At 72.0% G+C, this 24,287-nt stretch carries 18 protein-coding genes; 4 read left to right on the top strand and 14 right to left on the bottom strand.

Annotation, left to right across the window (positions count from 1 at the left end):
* Positions 1-83: 83 nt before the first annotated feature.
* The 5 genes from ACZ5Y0_RS13500 to ACZ5Y0_RS13480 form a co-directional block, all read right to left on the bottom strand.
* Entirely contained in the window at positions 84-1,061 is a 978-nt protein-coding gene (locus ACZ5Y0_RS13500; protein WP_469128792.1) for a transglycosylase family protein, read from the bottom strand.
* Positions 1,062-1,240: 179 nt separating this feature from the next.
* Positions 1,241-2,539 carry a cytochrome P450 family protein gene (locus ACZ5Y0_RS13495; RefSeq protein ID WP_469128791.1) on the bottom strand — a complete coding sequence of 433 codons (1,299 nt, stop codon included), beginning with the start codon at positions 2,537-2,539 and terminating at the stop codon, positions 1,241-1,243.
* Between the two features lie 566 nt (positions 2,540-3,105).
* Positions 3,106-4,086 carry a nucleoside triphosphate pyrophosphohydrolase gene (locus tag ACZ5Y0_RS13490; protein ID WP_469128790.1) on the bottom strand — a complete coding sequence of 327 codons (981 nt, stop codon included), beginning with the start codon at positions 4,084-4,086 and terminating at the stop codon, positions 3,106-3,108.
* 71 nt (positions 4,087-4,157) lie between these two features.
* Positions 4,158-4,808: a SurA N-terminal domain-containing protein gene (locus tag ACZ5Y0_RS13485; protein WP_469128789.1), complete on the bottom strand. Its 651-nt coding sequence runs from the start codon at positions 4,806-4,808 to the stop codon at positions 4,158-4,160.
* A gap of 142 nt (positions 4,809-4,950) precedes the next feature.
* Positions 4,951-5,781 (bottom strand): glycoside hydrolase domain-containing protein, encoded by an 831-nt coding sequence (locus tag ACZ5Y0_RS13480; protein ID WP_469128788.1) that lies wholly within the window; start codon positions 5,779-5,781, stop codon positions 4,951-4,953.
* A gap of 221 nt (positions 5,782-6,002) precedes the next feature.
* On the opposite strand from ACZ5Y0_RS13480, the gene ACZ5Y0_RS13475 reads away from it, so the two are divergent.
* Positions 6,003-6,395 carry a hypothetical protein gene (locus tag ACZ5Y0_RS13475; protein ID WP_469128787.1) on the top strand — a complete coding sequence of 131 codons (393 nt, stop codon included), beginning with the start codon at positions 6,003-6,005 and terminating at the stop codon, positions 6,393-6,395.
* 28 nt (positions 6,396-6,423) lie between these two features.
* Here ACZ5Y0_RS13475 and ACZ5Y0_RS13470 read toward each other — a convergent pair whose 3' ends face one another.
* Positions 6,424-7,167: an N-acetyltransferase gene (locus tag ACZ5Y0_RS13470; RefSeq protein WP_469128786.1), complete on the bottom strand. Its 744-nt coding sequence runs from the start codon at positions 7,165-7,167 to the stop codon at positions 6,424-6,426.
* 159 nt (positions 7,168-7,326) lie between these two features.
* Entirely contained in the window at positions 7,327-7,995 is a 669-nt protein-coding gene (locus tag ACZ5Y0_RS13465) for an HNH endonuclease family protein (RefSeq protein ID WP_469128886.1), read from the bottom strand.
* A 238-nt stretch (positions 7,996-8,233) separates the two neighbouring features.
* On the opposite strand from ACZ5Y0_RS13465, the gene ACZ5Y0_RS13460 reads away from it, so the two are divergent.
* Positions 8,234-8,419 carry an antitoxin gene (locus ACZ5Y0_RS13460; protein ID WP_469128785.1) on the top strand — a complete coding sequence of 62 codons (186 nt, stop codon included), beginning with the start codon at positions 8,234-8,236 and terminating at the stop codon, positions 8,417-8,419.
* Between the two features lie 92 nt (positions 8,420-8,511).
* Here ACZ5Y0_RS13460 and mfd read toward each other — a convergent pair whose 3' ends face one another.
* Positions 8,512-12,042 (bottom strand): transcription-repair coupling factor, encoded by a 3,531-nt coding sequence (gene mfd, locus ACZ5Y0_RS13455; protein ID WP_469128784.1) that lies wholly within the window; start codon positions 12,040-12,042, stop codon positions 8,512-8,514.
* 335 nt (positions 12,043-12,377) lie between these two features.
* Positions 12,378-12,713 (bottom strand): helix-turn-helix transcriptional regulator, encoded by a 336-nt coding sequence (locus ACZ5Y0_RS13450; protein ID WP_469128783.1) that lies wholly within the window; start codon positions 12,711-12,713, stop codon positions 12,378-12,380.
* A gap of 297 nt (positions 12,714-13,010) precedes the next feature.
* On the opposite strand from ACZ5Y0_RS13450, the gene ACZ5Y0_RS13445 reads away from it, so the two are divergent.
* Positions 13,011-13,565, top strand: coding sequence for a phospholipase A2 (locus ACZ5Y0_RS13445; RefSeq protein WP_469128782.1), 555 nt, complete (start codon positions 13,011-13,013; stop codon positions 13,563-13,565).
* Between the two features lie 91 nt (positions 13,566-13,656).
* On the opposite strand, the gene ACZ5Y0_RS13440 is transcribed toward ACZ5Y0_RS13445, so the two are convergent.
* Entirely contained in the window at positions 13,657-16,239 is a 2,583-nt protein-coding gene (locus ACZ5Y0_RS13440) for an ABC transporter permease (RefSeq protein WP_469128781.1), read from the bottom strand.
* A complete protein-coding gene (locus ACZ5Y0_RS13435; protein WP_469128780.1) occupies positions 16,236-17,024 on the bottom strand; it encodes an ABC transporter ATP-binding protein in 789 nt (262 codons plus the stop codon). Before ACZ5Y0_RS13435 ends, ACZ5Y0_RS13440 begins: the two co-directional genes overlap by 4 nt.
* A gap of 557 nt (positions 17,025-17,581) precedes the next feature.
* On the opposite strand from ACZ5Y0_RS13435, the gene ACZ5Y0_RS13430 reads away from it, so the two are divergent.
* Positions 17,582-19,090 (top strand): MFS transporter, encoded by a 1,509-nt coding sequence (locus tag ACZ5Y0_RS13430; RefSeq protein WP_469128779.1) that lies wholly within the window; start codon positions 17,582-17,584, stop codon positions 19,088-19,090.
* A 246-nt stretch (positions 19,091-19,336) separates the two neighbouring features.
* Here the strand turns inward: ACZ5Y0_RS13430 and ACZ5Y0_RS13425 are convergent, their stop codons facing one another.
* The 3 genes from ACZ5Y0_RS13425 to ACZ5Y0_RS13415 all read right to left on the bottom strand — a co-directional run bounded on the left by ACZ5Y0_RS13425 (position 19,337) and on the right by ACZ5Y0_RS13415 (position 24,228).
* A complete protein-coding gene (locus ACZ5Y0_RS13425) occupies positions 19,337-20,206 on the bottom strand; it encodes a cellulose-binding protein (RefSeq protein WP_469128778.1) in 870 nt (289 codons plus the stop codon).
* Between the two features lie 205 nt (positions 20,207-20,411).
* Positions 20,412-23,177 (bottom strand): SUKH-4 family immunity protein, encoded by a 2,766-nt coding sequence (locus tag ACZ5Y0_RS13420; RefSeq protein WP_469128777.1) that lies wholly within the window; start codon positions 23,175-23,177, stop codon positions 20,412-20,414.
* A 7-nt stretch (positions 23,178-23,184) separates the two neighbouring features.
* On the bottom strand, positions 23,185-24,228 hold the full coding sequence (locus ACZ5Y0_RS13415) for an SMI1/KNR4 family protein (protein ID WP_469128776.1): 1,044 nt from the start codon (positions 24,226-24,228) through the stop codon (positions 23,185-23,187).
* Positions 24,229-24,287 lie beyond the last annotated feature (59 nt).

Genomic DNA, 24,287 nt, shown 5'->3' with positions numbered 1-24,287 from the left:
AGACTCATCCCACACTTTCACCAAAGCGGACATTCGACGCGAAGCGTGACGTGAACTCCCGCTGCTTTTCCCGTTTTTCCGCCCTATTCCACCCCTGTGTCGAGCGTCTGACCGGCAGTGATGTTGTTCGGGTCGGCGCCGATGGCGCCCTTGTTCTCGTCGTAGAGCGCGCGCCATCCGCCGTCGAGGTCAAGGGAGTCGGCGATGGAGACGAGGGAGTCGCCCTCGCGCACGACATAGGTGCCGACGGCATGGCGGCCGGAGGAGGCGGTGGTGGTGCCGTCCGCCACGGTCTCCTCGGCGGTGCTCCCGCGGTGGCGGCCGGAGGCGAGGGAGCCGGTGTCGACCAGGTTCCAAGAACCCGCAGCCTGGACCGACTTGTCCGAGTCGTCCACTTCGGGAACGGTCGCGGCCGAGCCGCCGTCCGCCTTCGAGGTGCTCGCACCGGTGGGCGTCTCGGCCTTCGAGGAGCTGTCAGGCGTACCGGAGGAAGGGGACGAAGCGGACGGGGACGCCTTGTCCGTGGCATCCGTGGAGGATTCGGCCGACGGAGTGGCGGACTCGCCCGTGGAGCCCGAGGCGTTCGAGGGGCCGGACGAACCCTTGGACAGGTCGGACAAGCCGGACGTCACGGAGGAGTCGGACGAGTTGTCCGCCACGCCGGTGTCCAGGTCGCCCGCGCCGTTCTCCTTGCTGAGACCGGAGGTCAGCCCGCAGGTGCCCCAGGCGCCGACACCCTGGTCGGCGAGGACCTTCTGGGCTACGGATATCTGCTGGTTGCGGCTGGCCAGGTCGGGGCGCTCGGCGAAGTCGAGTCCGCCGTACGCCTCCCAGTCCTCCTGGCTCAGCGCCAGGCCGCCGTACTCGCCGTTGTCCTGGGCGGCGCTCCAGGAGCCGCCGGTCTCGCATTCCGCCACCGTGTCCCACACCGTGCCGTCGGCCGCGCTCGCGCCGGTGGCGCCCAGCAGCGGGATGGCTATCGCGGAGCCGGTCACGCCGGCCGCGACAAGGAGGGCCGGAGCCTGGCGGGGGCGCCGGTGTCGACCGTTCCCGGAGAGCATGCGGGGGCCTTTCTCGAGACAGCAGTGCCTGCGCGGCGGAGAAGCAGGGCGCCGCGCTGACAGGTGAACGTATCGGCAGACGATCACTTGTCACAAGTTCATGCCGCGCAGATCACGTGAAGATCACAGAGTCGAGGAATGGTCACCTTCGCCTCGTTCCTCGGGCACATGACGGACGGTCAGCGCGCGGCTGCGGCGGGTTCGCCGGAGACGAGCGGGGTGAACTCCACGGGCAGCGTGCGCAGTCCGCGCATGATGAGGCCGCCGCGCCACCTCAGGTCGGCTGGGTCCGCGGCGAGGCGCAGATCGGGCAGCCGGGTGAGGAGGGTGGCCAGCGCGGTCTGTCCCTCCAGGCGGGCGAGGGGGGCGCCCAGGCAGTAGTGGATGCCGTGGCCGTAGCCCAGGTGCTGGTTGTCGCGGCGGGAGAGGTCGAGGACGTCCGGGTCGACGAACCGCTCCGGGTCGCGGTCGGCGGCCGCCAGCACGACGAGGACGGGGTCGCCGGGGGCGATGTCCTGCCCGCCGACGGTGAGGGGCTCGGTGGCGAACCGCCAGGTGGCGAGTTCCACGGGGCCGTCGTAGCGCAGGAGTTCCTCCACGCCGCTCGCCAGGAGGTCGCTCTCGCCCGCGAACAGGGAGTCCTGGAGGCGGGCACGCTGGTCGGGGTGGGTGAGGAGGGCGTAGGTGCCGTTGCCGATCAGGTTCACGGTCGTCTCGAAACCCGCGAAGAGAAGGATGAAGGCCATGGCGGCGGCCTCGTTCTCGGTGAGGTGCTCGCCGTGGTCGGAGGCGCGGATCAGACCGGAGATGAGGTCCTCGCCGGGGGCCGGTTCGGCGGGCAGCTCCGCGCGCTTGCGGTGGATGAGGTCCAGGAGATAGCCGCGCATCTTCTTCACCGACCGTGCGACGCCGCCGCGGGGGCCACCGCCGTGCCGGATCATCATGCCCGCCCAGTCACGGAAGTCGTCCTGGTCCTCGCGGGGGACGCCGAGCAGGTCGCAGATGGCGTGGATGGGCAGCGGGAAGGCGAAGTCGTGGATGAGGTCGGCGGAGCCCCGCTCCGCGAACCGGTCGATGAGTTCGTCCGTCAACTCCTGGACGCGGGGCGCGAACTCGGCGACCCGGCGGGGCGTGAACGCCTTGCTGACGAGCCGGCGCAGCCGGGTGTGGTCCGGCGGATCGATGTTGAGCAGATGCGTCATCAGCTCGGCCTTGCGCTCACCGGGGATCCCGGTCTTGCCCTTGGCGTGCGCCGGCTCGTCGTGATGCGCCGGGTTCTTGCTGAGCCGCTGGTCGGCGAGGGCCTGCTTGGCATCGGCGTACCGGGTGACCAGCCAGGCCTCCACACCGCTGGGCAGCCGGGTGCGGTGCACGGGCGCGTGCTCGCGGAGCCAGGCGTAGGCGGGGTAGGGGTCGGTGGCGAACTCCCAGGTGAACAGGGCTGGCGGGGACGGCTCGGGTGCGGGCTGGTGGGTCACGCCTCGACGGTAGCCGGGATCGGGGCGGAGGCCGCGCCCGGCCTGGCGACGGAAGCCGCGGGGCGACCCTGCGCACCCGGACTCTCCCCTTACCCAGGTTCTCCCCGTGTCCAGGCTCTCCCCTCGTCCAGACTCTCCCCTTGTCCAGGCCCTCCCCACCCTGGCTCGCGGGATCAGGGCGGAGCCCCGCACGCTCCCGCCTCTCGCACCCGCCCGCAGGACCGGCCGTCCCGAGGGCGCCTCGATACGCGCGGTTGTCGGCCGGCACCGCGCCCGGGTCACCGCGACGACGCGGGCGTCCACGACGGGGCGGCGCGGCACCGGACCCCGTTCGCGGGTGTCTCGACCCAGGATCCGGCGAGCCGGTCGCGGTCCTCGGTCGGCCTCGACGCGGGATGCGGCGAGCCGGTCGCGGTCCTCGCGGGTGCCTGCGACGACGGGCCGGGGTCGGCGGCCCCACGACGCCCGCCCACGCCCCGGTCGCGGCCGTCCCGCCCCGGCGGGACGCACGGGCCGCGTCGGGGCTCCGACCGGCGGGTGTCGGGTAGCCGGCGACTCCCCGCCCGCTACCCGACCCCCTCGGCGGCCCGGATCGCGTCCCGGTAGGCGCGGGCCGCTGCCCGCAGGGCCGCCTCCGGGTCCACGCCCTGCGACTCCGCTCGGGCCGCCAGGGCCAGCAGGGCGTAGCCGACGCCCTCCGCCGCCGGGAGCGGTACGTCCAGGTGTGCCGAGCGGACTCTCGACGCGAGTTTCGCGGCGAGGGCCAGGGCGGGCTGGTGGAGGGGGACGCCCTCGGTGACCGACTCGCGGTGCTTCTCGACCGCCTTCGTGCGCAGCCAGTGCTCCTTGACCTCCTCGGGGGTGGTCGCGGTGGCGTCGCCGAAGACGTGCGGGTGGCGGTGGATGAGCTTGGTGACGATCGTGCCCGCCACGTCGTCGACGGAGAACGGGGCCTCCTCGTCCTCCTCGGCGATGCGGGAGTGGAAGAGGACCTGGAGGAGGACGTCGCCCAGTTCCTCGCGCAGCTCGTCGCGGTCGCCGTCCTCGATGGCCTCGACCAGTTCGTACGCCTCCTCGATGGCGTACTTCGCGAGGCCTCGGTGGGTCTGCCGGGAGGACCACGGGCACTCGGCGCGGATGCGGTCCATGACCTGGACGAGGTCGAGGAGGCGGGCGCCGGGAAGGTCGTAGGAGGCGGGGAGCAGCTCCAGGTCGGGCATGGTCACGCGGCCGGAGCCGGCCAGGCGGGCCAGGCCGTCCGTCAGGGCGGGTTCGCCCTCGCCGGTCGCCACCACCACGACCGTGCGGCCGCCGGCGCAGGCGGAGAGCAGCTCCTCGGCGGTGGGAGAGGTCTCCGCCACCTCTATGCCGGCCTCGCGCAGGTACGGCAGCTGGGGATGGGCGCCGTCCGCGCACAGCACGCGGTCGGCTTCGCGCAGGGCCTGCCAGGCGGGCCAGGACAGCAGGCCGGGGGCGACCCGGTGGCTGGTGGTGAGCAGGACGACACGGCCGGGGGTGGGGGCGCCTTCGGGACTCGTTGCGTTCACTCTCCGAACGTAACCCACCCCTCCGACACCCCCCGGAGTCGTCCACAGGGCGGCGGGGGACCGGCGTACCGTCAGGCGGTCTGCGGGGCCTGGGACCGCGTCGTCACGTCGCGGACCCACGGCGTCCTGGCGTCGACGCGGCTGACCTTCTGTACGTCCCAGTGGCCGTACCGCGGGTTCAGGTCGACGTCGAGTTCCCCGGACGCCTTCGACAGGGCGTTCCAGAACTCGGGCCGGCTGGTGTCGGTGCCGAGCCGGTCGGCGAGTTTCTGGGCCTCCAGCTGGAGGCGGAGGTTCTCGTCGAGGCGCTGCGGCGGAATGCCGTACTGCTGGAGCCATGTGGTCTCCAGGCCTTTCGCGCCGCCCGCCTGCCGTTCCAGGCCGGCCCGCATCTCCTGGACCTCCTTGCGGCTGACGGTGATGCCCGCGTCCGCGGCGGCGCGGTGCAGCACCCGGTCGAGGACCATGCCGTGCAGCGTGTCACGGGTGAGGGTGCCGGTACGGGCGATGGCCTGGGCGTACTGGGTGTCGTCGGGGACGGCGGCGCGCTGTGCCTCGCGCACCTCGTTCACCCGGTTCTCCAGTTGCGACACGGTGATCCGCTGGCCGCCGACGACGGCCGCCGCTCCGGGATGGGCCTCGTTGCCGCAGGCCGTGAGGAGGGGGCCCGCCGCGACGATCGCGGCGGACAGCAGGAGCGCGGTGCGACGACGGCGGTGCAAGGAAGCCTCCCGAGGAGATTGTGCGGCGGTGCACAAGGTCTTGCGATGATCGATGGTAGGCAGTGGGGTGGCTGGGGCCAACCCATTGGACCAACGATTCACCAGGACTTCGGGCACCGCCGCGCCCGCACCCGTACGGGGGTCAGCCCACGAGGGCGACCGGGGCGTCCCAGGCGTTGCGGTCCACGGTGATGGTGTGACCGCCGCGGGTCTCCTTGCTGTTGACCATGTACTGGTGGCCGCGGCTGTGGTCGGTGTACAGCTTGGGGTCCCAGGGCCAGTCCGCGGTGGTGGTGTTCTGCTTGTCCCACAGCGCGTACCAGAGGTTGCCCGGCAGGTCCGTCCTGTTCGTGGCGGTGGCGACCGCCTTGGCGCTGGAGCTGCTGAAGCCGTAGTAGCCGGCCCGGTAGGTCTTGGCGCGCAGGGTCTTGGTGAAGGAGCGCACGTACGTGAGCACGGCGTCGTTGCACGCCTTGTTCGTGATGTCGTACGGCTCCATGTCGAGGTAGACCGGGCTGCCGGCCTTCATGCCGAGCGCGGCGGCCTTGGCGACCGCGTCATCGGCGTTGCTCGCGCCGAGGGAGGCGGCGGTGGCGGCGGTGAACTTCTCCGGGTTGTTGCTGGTCTGGCAGGGCGGCTGGGCTCCGACGTAGAGCGGGATGAGCTTCCAGCCGACCGCGTTGACCGACTTCACCCAGGACGCGGTGAGGTTGGGCTGGGCACAGCCGCGGTTCCTGCCGCCGATGTAGACGGCGGCGGCGCCGTAGAAGCCGTCGCTCCTCCAGGCCTTCATCGCGGACAGCGAGGGCGCGGTGCAGGTGTCGAAGGCACGGCCCGTGTAGGTCTTCTGGGCGGGCCAGGTGGTGGCCGCCATCGAGTTCTGCGCGGCGATCCCGGCCCCGGCGAGGACGGCTGCGCCGGCCACTCCCCAGGTGATGTATCTGCGCTTTCTGGACTGCCGGTGCTCGGCCATCCCCACCCCATCGTTCGTCTGCGCGCGCACGGCCCGGTCCCGGCGTGCGGCGTGCGTGTGAAGCCCCCCGGATCGAACGCACCGTACCCCGCGGCCCTCCGCGAGAGGCAAACACCCGCCCCTCAGGGCGACAGGATTCGCTCATGTCACAGTAAAGACAGGGAGGTCCGAGCGGGCCCGGACGTGGCCTAATCTTGCTCCCTGGCTACCAGGGGGGCGACATGACGACCGTGATGACAGGTGCGGACAAGCGGCTCGAGGCGGGCTGGCTCCAGCGGATCGCCTGGGTGGCGCTGGCGTGGCTCTCGTTCGGCCTGCTGGCGTGGGTGCCGTTCCTGTACGTGGCGATCCGCCGCGGGCGTTCCTCGGACTGGGTCGCCTTCGGTGCCTACCTGCTGTACGAGTGCGTGACCGTGCCGTGGATGGCGACGGACGACAGCTCCGAGGGGGACGGGTTCATGGGCCTCGCCATCATGGTGACGCTGGCGACGGCGGCCTGCATGCTGCTGTTCGCCATGTTCGACAAGCCGCGCCCCACCGGGCCGGCCATGGCGTACGGCACGCCGGGGCCGCAGGCGCACTCCTACCATCAGGGGTACCCGTACGGCCGGTGAGTCCCGGTGCCGGGCCCGGCCGCGGCGGTCAGAGCGGGTGCCGCATCCAGACGTTGGGCTCGACGTACACCGCGTGGTCGCGCTCCGGATCGCAGTGCACCGGCACCAGCGCGCCGGGCACCTCGACGTCGCCCCGGGTGTCGAAGGACAGTCCCGTCCAGCGGCGCCACTCCGCGAGCGAGGCGGCCACCGTCATCGACGCCGGCGCGACCCGCTCGATGCTCGCCCCGGCCCGGACGTGCACCCGCAGCCACGGGTCGTAGGGCAGTCCGTCGTCCCGCACCCGGTGCGCGTACTCCTCGATGGGGGTGCGCGGTTCGAGGTGTTTGGCGTTCGGGCGGACCGGGGCGACGACCTCGGTGAAACCGTGTGCGCGGGCGTTGTCCCGCATCGCGGCGAGCATGCGCCCGGACAGGCCCAGGCCCTGCGCGTGCGGGGCGACCACGATCGAGATCGCGCTGACCGTGTCCGGCCGTACCCCGTCGCGCAGGTCGGAGAAGGCCCACACCAGCACCTGGTCCCAGCCACGTGCGGGCAGCTCACCGCGCCCGTCGACACGCAGGGCGAACGGCACGCTGTAGGCGTGCGCGAGGACCTCACCCCGCTCGTCCTCCGCGAACAGCACGTACTCCGGCAGTTCGGTGGGGATCCGCCCGTAGTGCGCGTTGCCGACCGGGTCCTGGGTGGCGAAATGCGGCCAGGTGTCGGGCATGCCGACCACCGGTCCCAGCATCTCGGGCCGCTCGGCGAGGGAGAAGATCTTCGGTTCCATGGGGGGGACGGTAGGCCGCGGGAGGGCGGTGCGGGTACCGGTTTTCGTGGCCGTGACCCGGGCGCCGCGCGGGGAGGCGGCGCGCTCCCTTCGGGTGGGAGGGTTCCGGCGCCTGCTGAGCGGGGGGCCGAGCGGGGGGCCGAGCGGGGGGCGCCGCGCTCAGTTCGCGTGGAAACGTTCCGGCGCCTTTGTCGGGGTGCCGCCCGCGGGGAGTTTCTGGCCGGGGCAGCCGGAGAGGACCTTCTCCATGGCGGCCTTCTCGGCGGCGGTGACCCACAGCTCGTACTTCTTCTTCACCGCGACCTGCGCCGCCACGTACGGGCACCGGTAGGCCTTGTTCGGCGGCAGCCAGGTGGCCGTGTCGCCGTCGCCCTTGGACCGGTTGGTGCTCGCGTCCACGGCCAGCAGGTTGAGGGGATCGTTGGCCAGGGCGATGCGCTTGCTCGCGTCCCAGTACTTGGCGCCCTTCTGCCAGGCGTCGGACAGGGCGACGACATGGTCGATGTCGACCTGACTGCTGCCGCGCCGGTACGTCACGTCCTTGCCGGAGTACGGGTCCGATTCCAGCACGCCGTAGGACACCTTGCAGGTGCCGGAGGTGAACCGCACGTCGTCCAGATCCCGTCTGAGGATGTCGTCGCGGGTCCCGCAGTCGTTGGAGTCGGTGTCGGCCCACGCGCTGCCGAACCTGTCCCGGTCGTAACCGGTGCGCGGAGCGCGCCCCTTCACCGTGAGCGACTCCGCGGCCGCCAGGGCGGCTCCCCCGCTCCCGGTGTGTCCGGGTCCGGCGGAGCCGGTGCCGGTGACCTGGTCGGTGCAGCCGGCCATGGCGCACACCAGTACGGCGGCGGTCGCCGCCCCGCCCCTCAGACGCCTCACGCGCCCCTCCCCCTGCTCGACCGGTGCCACCCCGCACAGGGGCGTTTTCCCCGGCCTGACTCGCGTACACCGTAGGCGAGGGGCGGGGGCGGCGGTCCGGAAGGTGCGGACCTCCGCGATGCCCAGGTGGGCATAGGGCGCAAGCCGGGCATACCGTTGGAGGTAGTCACCCCGGAGGGAGCTGCGCATGGGCATCTTCGACAGGTTCAAGCACCAGGGGCGGGACAAGTCCAAGGACATGTCCGACGCCGCCGAGAAGAAGGTCGACGAGCGGACGGGCGACACGTACGGGTCGCAGGTCGACTCCGGGCAGCAGCAGCAGCCGCAGCGGCGGACGGGCATGGACGAGGAACGGCCGCCCGAGCAGCCGTAGGAGCAGCGTTGGCGCCATCCGGCCGTCCGCGGAGCCGAGCCCCGCGGACGGCCTCGTGACGGCCTGCGGCCTGCCGTCTCCGGCCTCCGTCGCTACCCCAGCACCGTCACCAGGAACTCACCCACCCAGCCCAGCAGTTCGCGGCCGACCAATGGCTTGCCGCCGACCTTCGCGGTCTTCGGGCGGGGCACGAGGAGCTGGTGCGCGGTCGGCTTGATGACGGACCCCGGATAGACCCGCTTGAGCCGCAGCTCCTGCGACTCGCGCAACTCCACGGGCGCGAACCGGATGTTGGCGCCCTGGAGCACGATCTCCCCGACGCCGCACGAGCGCGCGAGCATCCGCAGGCCGGCCACCAGCAGCAGGTTCTCCACCGGCTCGGGCAACTTGCCGTAACGGTCGACCAGTTCCTCGCGCACGGCCTTGACGTCCTCCTCGGAGTCGGCCGAGGCGATGGCCCGGTAGGCCTGGAGGCGCAAGCGCTCGCCGGGGGCGTAGTCGTGCGGGACGTGCGCGTCGACGGGCAGCTCGATCTTGACCTCGAGGGGTGCCTCCTCCTCGATCTCGCCCGTCTCCAGCTGGCGCCGGTAGTCCGCGACGGCCTCGCCGACCATGCGGACGTACAGATCGAAGCCGACGCCCGCGATGTGCCCCGACTGTTCGCCGCCGAGGAGGTTGCCCGCGCCGCGGATCTCCAGGTCCTTCATCGCCACGTACATGCCCGCGCCCATCTCCGTGTGCTGGGCGATGGTCGCCAGACGCTCGTGGGCCGTCTCCGTGAGCGGTTTCTCCGGCGGGTACAGGAAGTAGGCGTAGCCGCGTTCACGGCCACGGCCCACCCGGCCGCGCAGCTGGTGGAGCTGGGACAGGCCGAAGTTGTCGCCGCGTTCGACGATCAGGGTGTTGGCGTTGGAGATGTCGATGCCGGACTCGACGATCGTCGTCGACACCAGCACGTCGAACCGCTTCTCCCAGAAGTCGACGACGACCTGCTCCAGCGCTGCCTCCGACATCTGGCCGTGGGCGGTGGCGATCCGTGCCTCGGGCACGATCTCGCGCAGCCGCGCCGCCGCCCGGTCGATCGACTCGACCCGGTTGTGGATGTAGAAGACCTGGCCCTCGCGCAGCAGTTCACGGCGGACGGCGGCGCCGATCTGCCTCTCCTCGTACGGACCGACGAAGGTGAGCACCGGGTGGCGCTCCTCCGGGGGCGTGGTGATCGTCGACATCTCGCGGATGCCCGTCACCGCCATCTCCAGGGTGCGCGGGATGGGCGTGGCCGACATCGTCAGGACGTCGACGTTGGCCCGCAGCTTCTTCAGCTGCTCCTTGTGCTCGACGCCGAAGCGCTGCTCCTCGTCGACGATGACCAGGCCCAGGTCCTTGAACTTGGTCTCCGAGGAGAACAGGCGGTGGGTGCCGATGACGACGTCCACCGAGCCCTCGCGCAGACCCTCCAGGACCGCCTTGGCCTCCGTGTCGGACTGGAAGCGGGACAGCGCCTTCACCTTCACCGGGAACTGCGCGTACCGCTCGCTGAAGGTTCCGAAGTGCTGCTGCACCAGCAGGGTGGTGGGGACGAGGACGGCGACCTGCTTGCCGTCCTGGACGGCCTTGAAGGCGGCGCGGACGGCGATCTCCGTCTTGCCGTAACCCACGTCGCCGCAGATCAGGCGGTCCATGGGGACCGACTTCTCCATGTCGTCCTTGACCTCGGCGATGGTGGTGAGCTGGTCGGGCGTCTCCGCGTACGGGAAGGCGTCCTCCAGCTCCCGCTGCCAGGGGGTGTCCGCGCCGAAGGCGTGTCCGGGGGCGGCCATGCGGGCGCTGTACAGCTTGATCAGGTCGGCGGCGATCTCCTTGACGGCCTTCTTCGCGCGCGCCTTCGTCTTCGTCCAGTCGGCGCCGCCCAGCCGGTGCAGGGTGGGCGCCTCGCCGCCGACGTACTTGGTGATCTGCTCGAGCTGGTCGGTGGGGATGTAGAGGCGGTCGCCGGGCTGGCCGCGCTTGGCGGGGGCGTACTCCACGACCAGGTACTCGCGCGTGGCGCCCTGGACCGTGCGCTGCACCATCTCGATGTAGCGGCCCACGCCGTGCTGCTCGTGGACGATGTAGTCGCCCGCCTCCAGGGTGAGCGGGTCGATGGTCTTGCGGCGACGCGCGGGCATCCGGGCGCCGTCCTTGCCGGCGGCCTTCTGGCCGGTCAGGTCGGTCTCGGTGAGTACGGCGAGACCGAGCGCCGGGTCGATGAAGCCGTGGTCGATCGAGCCGCAGGAGACGTGCACCAGCGAGCGGGTCAGCTCGGTCAGGTCGGTGTCCAGGCGGGCCGCGACGCCCTCGTTGCCGAGCACCTCGACCGTGCGGGCGGCCGTGCCGTGGCCCTCGGTGACGAAGACCACGTGCCGACCCTCGGCCAGCCAGCCCTTGGTGTCGGCGAGGGCCTTCGCGGTGTCGCCGCGGTAGGCCTCGGGGGCCTGCATGCCGAGCTTGAGGGTGTCCGCCTCCAGTTCCAGGTCGGCGGCGAAGGGCGACACTGACCACCACATCATGTCCAGCTCGCGCGCGCGGTCCCGCACGTCGGCGATGGACCACAGGGAGGCCGCGCCGACGTCGATGGGGGCCTCACCCCCGCCCGCGGTGGCGGCCCAGGACGCCTGGAGGAACTCCTGGCTCGTCGCCACCAGGTCCGCCGCACGCGTGCGCACCCGCTCCGGGTCGCAGACCACGGCCATCGAACCCTTCGGCAGCACGTCGAGCAGCAGCTCCATGTCGTCGACGAGGACCGGCGCGAGGGACTCCATGCCCTCGACGGCGATGCCCTCGGCGATCCTGCCGAGCAGCTCGCCCAGCTCGGGGTGCTGTTCGGCGAGGGCACGCGCGCGTGCCCGGACGTCGTCGGTGAGCAGCAGCTCACGGCAGGGGGGCGCCCACAGGCCGTGTTCGGCGACTTCGAGGGAGCGCTGGTCGGCGACCTTGAAGTAGCGGATCTCCTCGACGTCGTCGCCCCAGAACTCGACGCGCAGGGGGTGTTCCTCGGTGGGCGGGAACACGTCCAGGATGCCGCCGCGCACGGCGAACTCGCCCCGCTTCTCGACCAGCTCCACGCGCGCGTACGCGGCGGCGGCGAGGGCTTCCACGACCTCGTTCAGGTCGGCCGTCTGGCCGCCCCTCAGGGCCACCGGCTCCAGCTCTCCGAGGCCCTTGACCTGTGGCTGGAGCACCGAGCGCACGGGCGCCACGACGACGGAGACCGGGCCGGTCTCGGGGTCGTCGGGGCGGGGGTGGGCCAGGCGTCGCAGGACGGCGAGGCGGCGGCCGACGGTGTCGCTGCGGGGGCTGAGGCGCTCGTGCGGGAGGGTCTCCCAGGAGGGGTACTCCACGACGCCGTCCGGGGGCAGCAGCGAGCGCAGGGCGGCGGCGAGGTCCTCCGCCTCCCGGCCGGTCGCCGTGACCGCGAGGACCGTACGGGAGGTCTTGGCGGCGAGGGCGGCGATCGCGAAGGGGCGGGCCGCCGGGGGGCCGACCAGGTCGATGTGCATGCGGTTGCCTTCGGCGGCCGCGGGGATCGCTTCCGCGAGGGCGGGGTCCTTGACTACGGCGTCGAGCAGACCGTGCAGGCTCATGAGGGCTTCTTCCATCCCTGGAGGGGGCAACGCAAACAGCCCGACACGTCTCACGGGCCGGGGATGCCAGCCTACGACGTCGGCGGCGGTGGCGGCGCGCGGACCGCCGCGGGCGCGGACGGCAGCCGCCCTCGGGTGGCGTCACGGCCGCCGGCCCCGGCGGGGGTGTCCTCGGACACGAGCGGCCCGCTCTCGTCGGATCCGAGCGGCCAGGTGTCCTCGGGTCCGGCGCGGACGGCAGCCGCTTGCAGGGGCGTGTCCCCCGCCGGCCCCGGCGGGGGTGTCCTCGGATCCGAGCGGCCAGGTGTCCTCGGGTCCGGCGCGGACGGCAGCCCTCAGGCGGCGTCGCCGCTGCCGGCGAACGTGACGGTCACACCACGCCCGGGTTCCACCGACACGACCAGGGACGAACCGAAGGCCCGGGCGATCCGTTCCAGTAAAGGTAACGTCGGCATGCATTTTCCGTGTTCCAGCCGGGAAATCGCCGCCTGGGTCAGGCCGGAGAGTTCCGCGAGCCGTGCCTGAGTCATCCCGGCTTTCCCCCGTCCTTCCCGCACGGCTCGACCCAGGGTTTCCTCCAGCCTTTCATCATGAATTCCTCTGCACTCGGCATGCGCCCAGGCCATCCCCCGTTGATGACGCTGCACCTTCACTCCCGGATCGCTCGACACCGACGAACCTCGGAACGGACATCCCTCCGGACACTAGCCCAGGCGCCCTCCGCGAACGCCCACTTGAGCAACATCTGAGCTTCGCCCTCATCCGCGTCGGCGGACGGCCGAGACATCTCCTCCGTGACATATAGCGAGACTGGTATACGCCCCGTCGACTCACACATAAGACGAGGTCAGAGCGCACGGAACAGCATATTCCGATTTTCCCGGTACGCCGCTCGACAAGAAGGCAATTGATCCCGTTGCACGGGCATGCCATGGTTGCCGCCAACCCCTCCGGAAAGGAAATCAACCTTGTCCAAGTTGCGCACCACGCTCCCCGGAATCGCCATTTCCGGCATCCTCCTCGCCACCGCGGCCACGCCCGCCATGGCCGATTCAGCACCCGTGGGGAATTCTTCCCCGACGGCGACCGCCGCCGTCACCAAGGCGCAGAAACTCTCCAAGATGAAGTCCCTCACCGGGGACTCGAACGCCTCGTCGCTGAGGTGGAGCACGGCGCTCTCCCAGCACCGCGGCCACAAGCAGGCGATCGAGAAATACCGGTTCAACTGGAGCACCAACTACTGCAACTCCTCGCCGGACAGGCTGCCCGGTGGCTACGACTTCCGATGGGGCTGCTACCGCCACGACTTCGGTTACCGCAACTACAAGACTCTCGTGGGCAACTCCAAGTTCAAGCGGGATCACAAGCTGCGCATCGACAAGGCCCTCCTCAGGGACCTGAACACCGCCTGCGGCTACCGCCCCTGGGCCGACCCGTACACGCCCGCTCAGCGCAAGAAGCTGAAGGAGGCCTGCCTCAAGACCGCGAAGAAGTACTACCAAGCGGTGCGCGCCGCCGGCTGACCGGCGCGGAACGGCACGAACGGCCGGCGGGGCACGGAGAAGAACTCCGTGCCCCGCCGGCCGTTCGGTCCGGTACGGCTCGTCCTGTACGTCAGTCCGTCGCGATGGCGTTCAGCACGTTCATCCGCGCCGCCCTGAAGGCCGGAACCAGGGCCGCGAACAGTCCCACGAAGGCCGAGCCGATGAAGACGCCGGCGATCGTCGGCCAGGGGATCTCCAGGGTGGTCAGCCCTTCCAGCGCGAGCAGCTTCTGGGCGGTCGCACCCCAGCCCATGCCCAGGCCGAGGCCCAGCAGTGCGCCGAAGACCGCGATGACCACGGATTCCAGGCGGATCATGCGGCGCAACTGGCGGCGGGAGAGGCCGATGGCCCGCATCAGGCCGATCTCCCGCGTCCGCTCGACCACCGAGAGGGCGAGGGTGTTCACGACACCGAGGACGGCGACGATGATCGCGAGTGCGAGCAGGCCGTAGATCATGTTGAGCAGCTGGCCGATCTGGTCCTTCAGCGCCTGCTTGTAGTCGGTCTGGTCGCGCACGGTGTACTCCGGCAGGCCGTGCAGGGCGGACTTCAGCGCCGCGTAGGCGGCTTCCTGCTGCCCTTCCTCGGCGGTGGCGAAGAGCATCAGGTCGAGCGGCATCCTGTCGGCGGGCACGTACCTGGCCACCGTGGCGATGGACGTGTACATGGCCCCCTTGTCGATGACGACGTCGTCGCTGGTGATGGCACGGACCGTCAGCCTGGCCGTCGCACCGTCCTCGAAGTCGACGGCGACCGTGGAGCCGAGCTTGATCCCGTGCGCCTCGGCGAAGCTCTCGTCGACGGACATCGAGTCGGCCTGGTAGGCGTCGACGAGGTTGCCTGCGACGGTTTCGGTCCGCAGGTCCTGGGCGTACGTCGCGTCGGCGGCGTTGATCGTCTCGTCCTTGGTGACCTGGCCGTCCGGGGTGGTCAGGGAGGCGTCCAGCAGCTTGTACTCGGTGACGCGCGCCAGGCCGGGCGTGTCCTTCACGGCCTTCAGTGCCTGGGGGGTGACGAGCACACTCTCGTTGTCGCCCTGGATGATGAAGTCCGTGCCGACGGACTTGTCCAGCTGGTCGGTGGCGGATGCCACCATCGAGGAGCCGACCACGGACAGGCAGGCCACCAGGGCCAGACCGATCATCAGCGCGGCGCCGGTGGCCCCGGTGCGGCGCGGGTTGCGCAGCGCGTTGCGCTCGGCCATCCGGCCGACCGGGCCGAACATCCGCAGCATGATCGCGCCGAGGACGCGGACCAGAGCGCCGGCGATCAGCGGAACGACGACGACGAGGCCGATGAGGGTCAGCACCACGCCCAGGCCGAGCCAGGCCGAGCCGGCCTTGGCCGTGTCCGCCGTGGCGGCCACGTACAGGCTCCCGCCGCCGGCTGCCGTCAGGACCAGGCCGGACACCGCACGGACCACACCCGCCTTGACGTCGGTCGGGGCGCCCGCCTCGCGCAGCGCGGCCATCGGGGAGATCCGGCCGGCCCGCCGTGCGGGCAGGTAGGCCGCCATTACGGTGACGACCACGCCGAGGAGCAGGCCGAGCGCCGGAGTCGTCCAGACGACGGTCAGGTCGCTGCTGGACAGGTGCATGCCCATGAGGCCCATGAGTTTCATCAGGCCGACCGCCACGCCGACCCCCGCGCCGACACCCAGGACGGAGCCCACCCCGCCGAGCAGCAGGGCCTCGACGAGGACCGACCGGTTGATCTGCTTGCGCGAGTAGCCGAGGGCGCGCATCAGGCCGATCTCGCGGGTGCGCTGGGCGACCAGCATCGAGAAGGTGTTGACGATCAGGAAGATGCCGACGAGGAAGGCGATCCCGGCGAACCCGAGCAGCGCGTACTTCATCACGTTCAGGAAGCCGTTGACGCTCTTCTGGTTGGCGTCGGCGACCTCCTTGGCGGTCTGCACCTTGTAGCCGCCGCCGAGTTCGGCCGTCACGGCCTCCTTCAGCCGGGCGTCGGTGACACCCTGGGCGGCCGTGACGTTGACGTTGGTGTAGACCCCGGTCCGGCCGACCAGGATCTGCTGCGCGGTCCTGGTGTCCAGGTAGAAGATCGCCGCGCCGGGGTTGGTGACGGTGAAGGTGGCGATGCCGGACACGCGCGCGTGATGCGTGCCGACGACCGTGATCACCCCGATCCGGTCACCGAGGCGGAGGTGATGCTTGTCGGCGGTGTCCGCGTCGACCATGATCTGGTCGGGCCCCCTGGGCGCCGCACCGGAGGTGATCTCCATGGTGCGGGCCTCGTTGCTGTTCCAACTGCCGACGATGGTCGGCGCGCCGCTGGTGGGCGAGAGCTTGTCCAGGTCGTGGTCCACCACGGTCGCCGACGTGGAGAACACCGTCCCCTCCGCCTTCAGGACGCCCTCGGCCTCGCGCACCGTGTCGAGCACGGAGGCCGGCATGACCGGCGGCTTGCCGGTGCGGGAGGTGGTCTCCCCGGTGTCGGAGGCGCCTCCGGCACTGACCGTCACGTCCGAGGCCGTGGCCTGGAACAGCTTGTCGAAGGTGGTGTTCATGGTGTCGGTGAACACCAGCGTCCCGCAGACGAAGGCCACCGACAGCAGGACGGCCACGGCCGACAGGGCCATGCGTCCCTTGTGCGCGAAGAAGTTGCGCATCGAGGTCTTCATCACGGTCATGACGTACGCCCCCGGGCGTCGAAGTCCTTCATGCGGTCCAGGACCTGCTCGGCGGTCGGCTGGTGCATCTCGTCGACGATGCGGCCGTCCGCGAGGTACAGGACGCGGTCGGCGTAGGACGCGGCGACCGGGTCGTGGGTGACCATGACGATGGTCTGGCCGAGTTCGTCCACCGAGCGGCGCAGGAAGCCCAGGACCTCGGCGCCGGCCCGCGAGTCGAGGTTTCCGGTCGGCTCGTCCCCGAAGATGATCTCGGGTCGGGCGGCCAGGGCGCGAGCCACGGCGACACGCTGCTGCTGTCCGCCGGAGAGCTGGGTGGGCCGGTGCTTGAGCCGGTCGGACAGCCCGACCGTCTCGACGACCTGGTGCAGCCACGCCTTGTCGGGCTTGCGGCCGGCGATGTCCATGGGCAGCGTGATGTTCTCGATCGCGTTGAGCGTCGGCAGCAGGTTGAACGCCTGGAAGATGAACCCGATCCGGTCCCGGCGCAGTTGCGTCAGCTTCTTGTCCTTGAGGCCGGTGATCTCGGTCTCGTCCAGGTGGATCTGCCCGGACGTGACGGTGTCCAGGCCGGCGAGGCAGTGCATCAGGGTGGACTTGCCGGACCCCGAGGGGCCCATGATCGCGGTGAAGCGGCCACGGGCGATGTCCACGTCGACGTGGTCGAGGGCGACGACGCGGGTCTCTCCCGACCCGTACGCCTTGACGACCTGCCGCGCCCGAGCGGCAACGGCCGTACGCCCTCCAGTGCCCCCGTGCCTGGGAATGGTCACAGCCGAAGTCACGGTAGTTCTCCTATGTCGGAAGTCGATGGACGCGCGAGTGGTGCCGCGTCGGTGCGTGATGGGTGGCGGGGTGGTGCGTCAGTGCGCGGTGTGCGGTGTCACGTCTTCGGTGCCACGTCTGCGGTGCCACGTCCTGGGTGCTACGTCTTGGGTGCCACGTCGAAGAGTCTGTCGGCGTGACGGGTGCGGCGCGCTGGTGCTCGGGCCCGTCTTCGAGGGGGGTTAACCCCACCTCCTGCCGGTGGGATCGCCCGTCCCAGCGGCATAAGCCAGGTTAAGGAGCCGCCCCGGGCCATCTCGTCCTCCGGCGGTACGAACCCTCCCCGAGCCGGAGTACGGAGGTACCCCTAGGGGCTGTCCGCCGGCGGGTGGAGTGCTCCTCGGGGTCGCGTCCGCCCCGGCCCGGTCGGGCCCGGTCTCCACCCACCCGTCGCGGTCGGCAGGTGCCGCGCGCGGGGCGTCGTCGAGGGGAGGGGGTCGGGCGGCGGGACCAAGTGGGAAGCTGTCCGCGGCGAATAGGTGCAAGGGGCACGGGACAGACAGGGGAGGGGCATCGGATGGGCGACACCAGACCCGCGACACGGGACGCCGCGGGGCAGGGCACGGCCACCGGGAAGCGGGGAGCGGTCGTCGCCGCGCTGATGCTCTCCATGGCGCTGGCCGCGCTCGACGCCACCATCGTCTCCACCGCCGTGCCGCAGATCGTCGGCGACCTCGGCGGGTTCTCCGTCTTCTCCTGGCTGTTCTCCGGCTATCTGCTCGCCGTCACGGTCACCCTGCCCGTCTACGGCAAGCTCTCCGACACCTTCGGCCGCAAACCCGTGCTGGTGACCGGAGCGGTCCTCTTCCTGCTCGGCTCGCTGCTGTGCGCGCTCGCCTGGAACATGGGCGCGCTGATCGCGTTCCGCGTCGTGCAGGGTCTGGGCGGCGGCGCGTTGCAGGGCACGGTGCAGACCCTCGCCGCCGACCTCTACCCGCTGAAGGAGCGCCCGAAGATCCAGTCCAGGCTGTCCACGGTGTGGGCGGTGTCCGCGGTCGCGGGACCGGGGCTGGGCGGGCTGCTGGCGGCGTACGCGGAGTGGCGGTGGATCTTCCTCGTGAACCTGCCCATCGGGGCGGTGGCGTTGTGGCTGATCGTGCGTCATCTGCACGAGCCGCGAGGTGCGTCGAGGGCACGCGCGCGGGTCGACTGGGCCGGCGCGCTGGCGGTGTTCGCTACCGGCGGGGTGCTGCTGACCGCGCTGGTGCAGGGCGGGGTGGCCTGGCCGTGGCTGTCGGCGCCGTCGCTCGCCCTGTTCGCCGCCGGCCTCGCCCTGGCCGGCCTCGTCGTGGTCATCGAGCGCCGGGTCGCCGAGCCGATCATCCCCGGCTGGGTGTGGCGCCGTCGTACGATCGCCGCGGTCAACCTCGCGCTGGGCGCGCTGGGCCTGCTGATGGTCGCCCCCACGGTGTTCCTGCCGACGTACGCCCAGGCGGTGCTGGACCTGGACCCCGTGACCGCCGGCTTCGTCCTGTCGGTGTGGACGCTGAGCTGGCCGCTGTCGGCCGCTCTGAGCCAGCACGTGTACCGGCGCATCGGCTTCCGCGACACGGCCCTCTTCGGCATCGGCGCGGCGACGCTGACACTGCTCGCGTTCCCCTTCCTGCCGTATCCGGGCGCCGCCTGGCAGCCGGCGCTCCTGATGCTGCTGCTCGGCGCGGCCCTGGGCCTGTTCCAGCTGCCGCTGATCGTCGGCGTGCAGTCGACGGTCGGCTGGTCGGAGCGCGGGACCACCACCGCGTCCGTCCTCTTCTGCCGCCAGAGCGGGCAGACCATCGGCGCGGCCGTCTTCGGGGCGGTCGCCAACGGGGTGCTGGCCGCCCGGCTGGGCGGCGCCGGTGACCTCGACTCCGTCGCCCGCGACCTGGACGCGGGCGACGCCGCCGCCGAGGCGACCCGGCACGCCGTCGCGGAGGCCGTGCACGCCGTGTACCTGGGCGCGGCGGGCGCCGCCGCACTCGCCTTCCTGGTGCTGCTGTGCGTGGCCCCTCGCCGTTTCCCCGTGCGCGGCGAGCCGGGCGACTGACCCCGCGCCGGCTCCGGTCGCCCGCCCCCGAACAGCGCACGACCGACCCGACGCCGCCCCAGCGCATCTCGGCTTCGCCCTCAGCCGACTCGGCCCCCTCGCCTCGGGCCGCCGTGAGGCGGAGGAACAGCGGCACCGGTACGAGGCCACGGCGGGGTGGACCTGGCGGACGCGGTCCGCAGCGGTGACCCGAGGCGGAAGGGCTCGAAAGGACTCGGAAGCGCGCGCAGGGGGCGATGGCTGCGCCTAGGGCACCGCGCGCCCCGTGAGTGCGCTCAGGCTGCTGCGTACGCAGTCGATGTGCGCCTGTACGTCGTCCCACCGCTCGCCGTGCTCGCGCAGCACCCGTTCCGTCTCACGGGCGAGGCGTTCCGCACGCGCGCGTGCCTCGGCGAGGATGTCGGCGGCACGCGCGCGTGCCTCCTCCTGGCACCGGAGGGCGGATTCCTCGGCGTCGGCGAAGGCCTGCTTCGCCTCGGACAAGGCCTCCTCGGCGCCCGCCACCAGCCGCGCGTGGTGCGCGTCGAGCGCGGCGGCCCGGGCGGCCTCCTCTCGCTCGGCGGCGGCCCACCGCTCGGCCTGGTCCTTCTCCCGGTCGGCGAGCAGCGCGGCGGTGCGCCGGCGCATCTCCCGCAGGGCGGCGAGGGCCTCGCCCCGGTTCTCCTTCACCTCCCGCCGGGCCCCGACGCGGATCCCGTCGGCCTCCGCACGCGCCGCGAGCAACTTCCGCCGGGCGCGTTCCTCGGCCTCCGCGCGCAGCTCGTCGGCCCACTCCCGTGCCGCCACGCACACGCCCTGGGCGTACGCCTCGGCCTGCGCGACGTGCTCCCGCGCCGCGCGCCGGGCACTTTCCCGCACGGCCGCCGCCTCCTCCTGCCCCAGCTCGAAGATGCGCCGGGCACGCTCCCCGAGGGCGTCGTACGTCTGCGGCGCCAGCCGGCTGACGGCCTCCCGCAACCGTACGGCCTCGGCCTCCATGTCCTTGGCGAGCACGGTCAGCCGGGCGGCCCGCTCCCAGGCGGCATCCCGGTCGGCCGAGAGCGCGGCCGTGTACGCGTCGACCTGTTCGGGCCGGTAACCGCGCCCGCGAACGGTCGTGAACCCGGGTGGTGCCATCGAAGCGCTGATCACCTGGAACCCCTTTCCACCAGACGGACGCGGAACAGATGATTTCCCGCATATCCTGATGTATCAGGCTTACGTGTCCTCAAGCGACACTCCGCGCGCGGGCCACGGCCGACCACGAATACGAAGAGGGCCGGACCCGGTCGCACGACCGGGCCCGGCCCTCACCCGCACGCGGGTCAGCCAGACGTACGCCTCACAGCAGCCCGTCCCACATCTCCTCCAGCAGCACCGACCACCAGCTCTCCGGGGAGCCGAGCGCCGCCGGGTCCAGCGCCGCCAACTGCGCCTGGAAGTCCACGGTCCAGCGGCCCGCCTGCTCCTGGTTGAGACCGAAACGCAGCCGCCACATCCGCCCCAGCAGAGCGAGACAGCGCGCGAACTCCGGCAGCCCGCTGTTCACGAACTGCGGCGGTACGGGCGCCCCGCCCGGCCCCGCCTCCACAGGCACGGCGACGATGTTCGCCGTCCCGTACTGCACACAGATCGCCTTGCCGAAGTCGCTGCCCATCACGAGGTACGAGCCCGCGTCCGCCGCCGGCCGCACGCCCCGCTCCGCCGCCAGCTCCGCCAGCGTCGGCACCGGCCGTCCCGGCTGGGCCTGCGCCCAGAAGAACGGCCCCAGGTCCATCGGCAGACCCGCCACCACCAACGTGTGCGCCACGACCGGCGGCACACCCTGCCGGGACACGGCGGCCTGCTCGAACCGGAACACCCCCGGCCCGAACGCCGCGCCCATCTCCTGCGCGACGGCCTCCGGCGGGACGGGGGGCACCGGCTGCACCGGAGGCAACGGCGCCCGCACCGGGGCGGGACGCGCGGGACCGTCGGCGACCTGATGCAACTCACCCTGATGCGCCAGCAGTTGCCGCATCCCCTGCTGCCTGCTCGCGTGGTCCGTGCCGTACGGCGCGATGCTCGTGATCCGCGCCTGCGGCCACTGCTCGCGGATCATCCGCGCACAGTACGCCCCCGGCAGCTCGCACGACTCCAGCTCCGTGTGCAGCTCCAGGACCTGGTCCGGCGGCACGTTCAGCGCCCGCAGCTCGTGGAAGATCTGCCACTCCGGGTGCGGGGTGCCCGGCGCCGAACGCCGGATCAGCTGCTGCTCCGACCCGTCGTGCGCCCGGTAGCGCAGCACGGCCTGGTAACCCGGCCCGACGGTCGGCTGCCCCTGCTGGGGATACCCGTAGGCCTGAGGCTGCCCCGGCACGGGCATACCCGGCGGCGGCATCGCACCCGGCGGCATCCCACCGGGGGGAGGCATCGCACCCGGCGGCATCGGCGGCCGCGGAGCGCCCGGAGCCATACCCGGAGCACCCGGAGCCATCCCGGGGGCGCCCGGCACACCGGGAGCGCCGGGTGCGTGCGGCGGCCGAGGCGCGCCGGGACCGCCCGGCCCGGACAGCATCGTGGCGGCCCGGTGCGCGGCACCCTGAGCCCCACCGGCGGACCCGTGCGCGGCCTGGGCCGGGGGTACCCCCGGCGCCCCCGGAGGCCGAGGAGCACCCGGAGGCTGCGGCACACCCGGACCCATCTGGCTCGGGTCGGCGAGCATCGTCGCCGCGTGGTGCACCCCGCCCGGAGGCGTACCGCCCGGCGAGTTCGGCGGTGCGGGCGGGTTCGGCGGATTCGGACCACCAGGACCCCCGGCGGTCCCAGGAGCCCCAGCCCCCGGAACACCTTGTCCCGCCGGCCCCTCAGGATCCAGCGCCGACACCAGCTGCGTAGGCACGTAACCGCCCGCCGACGCGCCCGGACCCGAGGGCGGCGGGGGCGTCGCACCCGGCGCGCCCGGCGCACCCGGCGGAGGCGGCGGCGCCCCACCGACACGTCGGCGCGGAGGCGGAGCCGCCTTGCTGGTCGCGGCATCGGCGATGTCCCCGGCGTTCGGCGCGAGCGGCCGAGCCGAAGTACCCGACGCGCCCGGAACCCCCGGACCGGCCGGCGGCTGCGGAGCACCGGGCCCCTGCGGACCGTCGTAGGACGACGCACCCGGCGGAGGCGTCCCCTGAGGCCCGGCCGGCGGCGGTGGCGGCGGAGTCCCCGGCCTCCCCGGAACCGGCCCCGGAGGCGGCGTGGGGGCGGACGGGGGCGCGGGCGGCGGCGTGGCAGCACCGTGCGGCGCATCCTGCCCGTTCGGGTCCCGGAGAGCCGGCGCGACCGTCGTGGCCGGAAGCTGACTGCCGGCCGACATCAGCGCCGTCTTGGCGTCCGACACGGACGAGGGCGGCGGCGGCGCGTCGTCGTCCGCGCCGCTCAGCGGCGGCGCGAACACGGTCGCCGGCAACGGCACGGAACGGTCGTCACCGGCATCGGCATTGGTGTCCGTACCCGTCCAGGGCGTGGCCCCGGCAGGCGTGGCAGCGGGCATCGGCACCCCCGCCTGCGTCCGAGGCAGCGACGGATCACCCGGCTCCCCGGCCGCCCCCGCCCCCGGCTCCCCGGCCGCACCCACCGAAGAGACGGAGGCCGGAGAAGACGAGGCCGAGGAAACCGAAACACCCGAAGCCGAAGCACCCGAAGACGAGGAAGAAGGAGAGGGAGAGGACGAAGAGGTGGACGAAGAACCGGCCGCCTCCCCGATCCCCAACCGGTCCGCCGCCTCCTGCAACCACTCCGGCGGCGACAGCAGGAACGACGTCTGGTTCAGATCCACCCGCGCCGCCGCCGGCGCCGGAGCCGGCTCCGCCTCACCCTCCGGACGGCCGTACTCCTCCTCGTACCGGCGGACCACCTCGCCCACCGGCAGCGCCGGCCACAACGTGACCTCGCCGCTGTCCCGGGCCAGCACCAACCGCTGCCCGCCCCCGTCCGAACGCGGCCCCTCCGCGCGGTCCTCGGCCCACACGACGAACCCGAGCCCGAACTCCCGCACCCGCACCTCACGGTGCTGGTACGCCGGAACGTCCCCGTTGATCCACTCTTCACCGCGCTCCTGCGCCTGCGCGAACGTCACCATCGCCGGATCACTCCCCCACACCGACGGACGAAGCAGACGAACCGGCAGCCGCGGGAACAACCCGCGCGAAACCACCGTCCACCATCAGATTCGCCACCGTCTCCAACTCCGGCGGCCGCCCCGCCAACCGCGACAGGAACACATCGAAATCCTCACCGCACGGCAGCAACAACCGCTCCACCCGCTCCGCCGGCGACCACGCCGGATCCACGTCCCGCGCATCGTCGTACGCGCAGAACCACACCGAACCGACCCGGTCGCCCTTCACCTTCACGGCCAGCAGACCACCCTGCACGAACCCCACCCCCAGATAGTCCTTGGTCAGATGGTCACGCAGGCACTTGTTCACGTACACCAGATCATTGACCGCCGCCTCGTCCCGCACCGTGAAGAACGGCTGGTCCACCAGCAGCCCCAACTCCGCGTCCAGCGCCGCCCCCACCGGAGCACAACCACCCGCGGCCTTCAAAAACGTCCGGTACGCACCGGGCAACCGGTACCCGAGGTCCTCCTCGACCCCCTGCACCTGCTGCTCCGACACCGCCACACCCGACTTCGGCAGCCCGAAATGCGCCGGCCGCGTCTCCTGCAACGGCCGCGTCCCCCGCTTCGCCTGATCCACCACCGCCGTCGCGATCCCACCGTGATGCCGCAGCAACGCCTTCACCTCGACCGGAACCAACTCCAGCCGCCGCGAACCCACCACGTGATGCCACGTCCAGCCATGCGGCGTCGCCACGCTGTCCACCGTGTCCCACAGCTCATGCCCCGACGCCGACAACGCCGCGTTCGCCGACACGTAGTCCGTCAACCGCAGTTCATCGACGCCGAAACCCTCCGGCGGCTCCGCGATCTCCGCGGCCGCCCGCGCGTAGGCCGAGAAATCCGGGTAGCCACGCTCGTCCACCCGTACCCCTCTCGGGTGACGTGCGGCCCGGACCGGATCCGGGAAATGCACGACCTGCCCGGCGTACGCCGCGTTCGGTGGCGCGGCCTGTCCCCCAGCCTGGCGGCCGGGAGGTGCCCCCAGCCCGAGCCGACCTGTCGTCATGGCGGTTGCCCCCTGCGGCACTCTGGACGGACCCCGGCGACCGAATCCCTCCGGACCCG

Source organism: Streptomyces sp. NPDC033216 (assembly GCF_055577115.1).
Note: the sequence above shows the minus strand (reverse complement) of the source record. Positions and strands in the feature narration are given on the sequence as shown.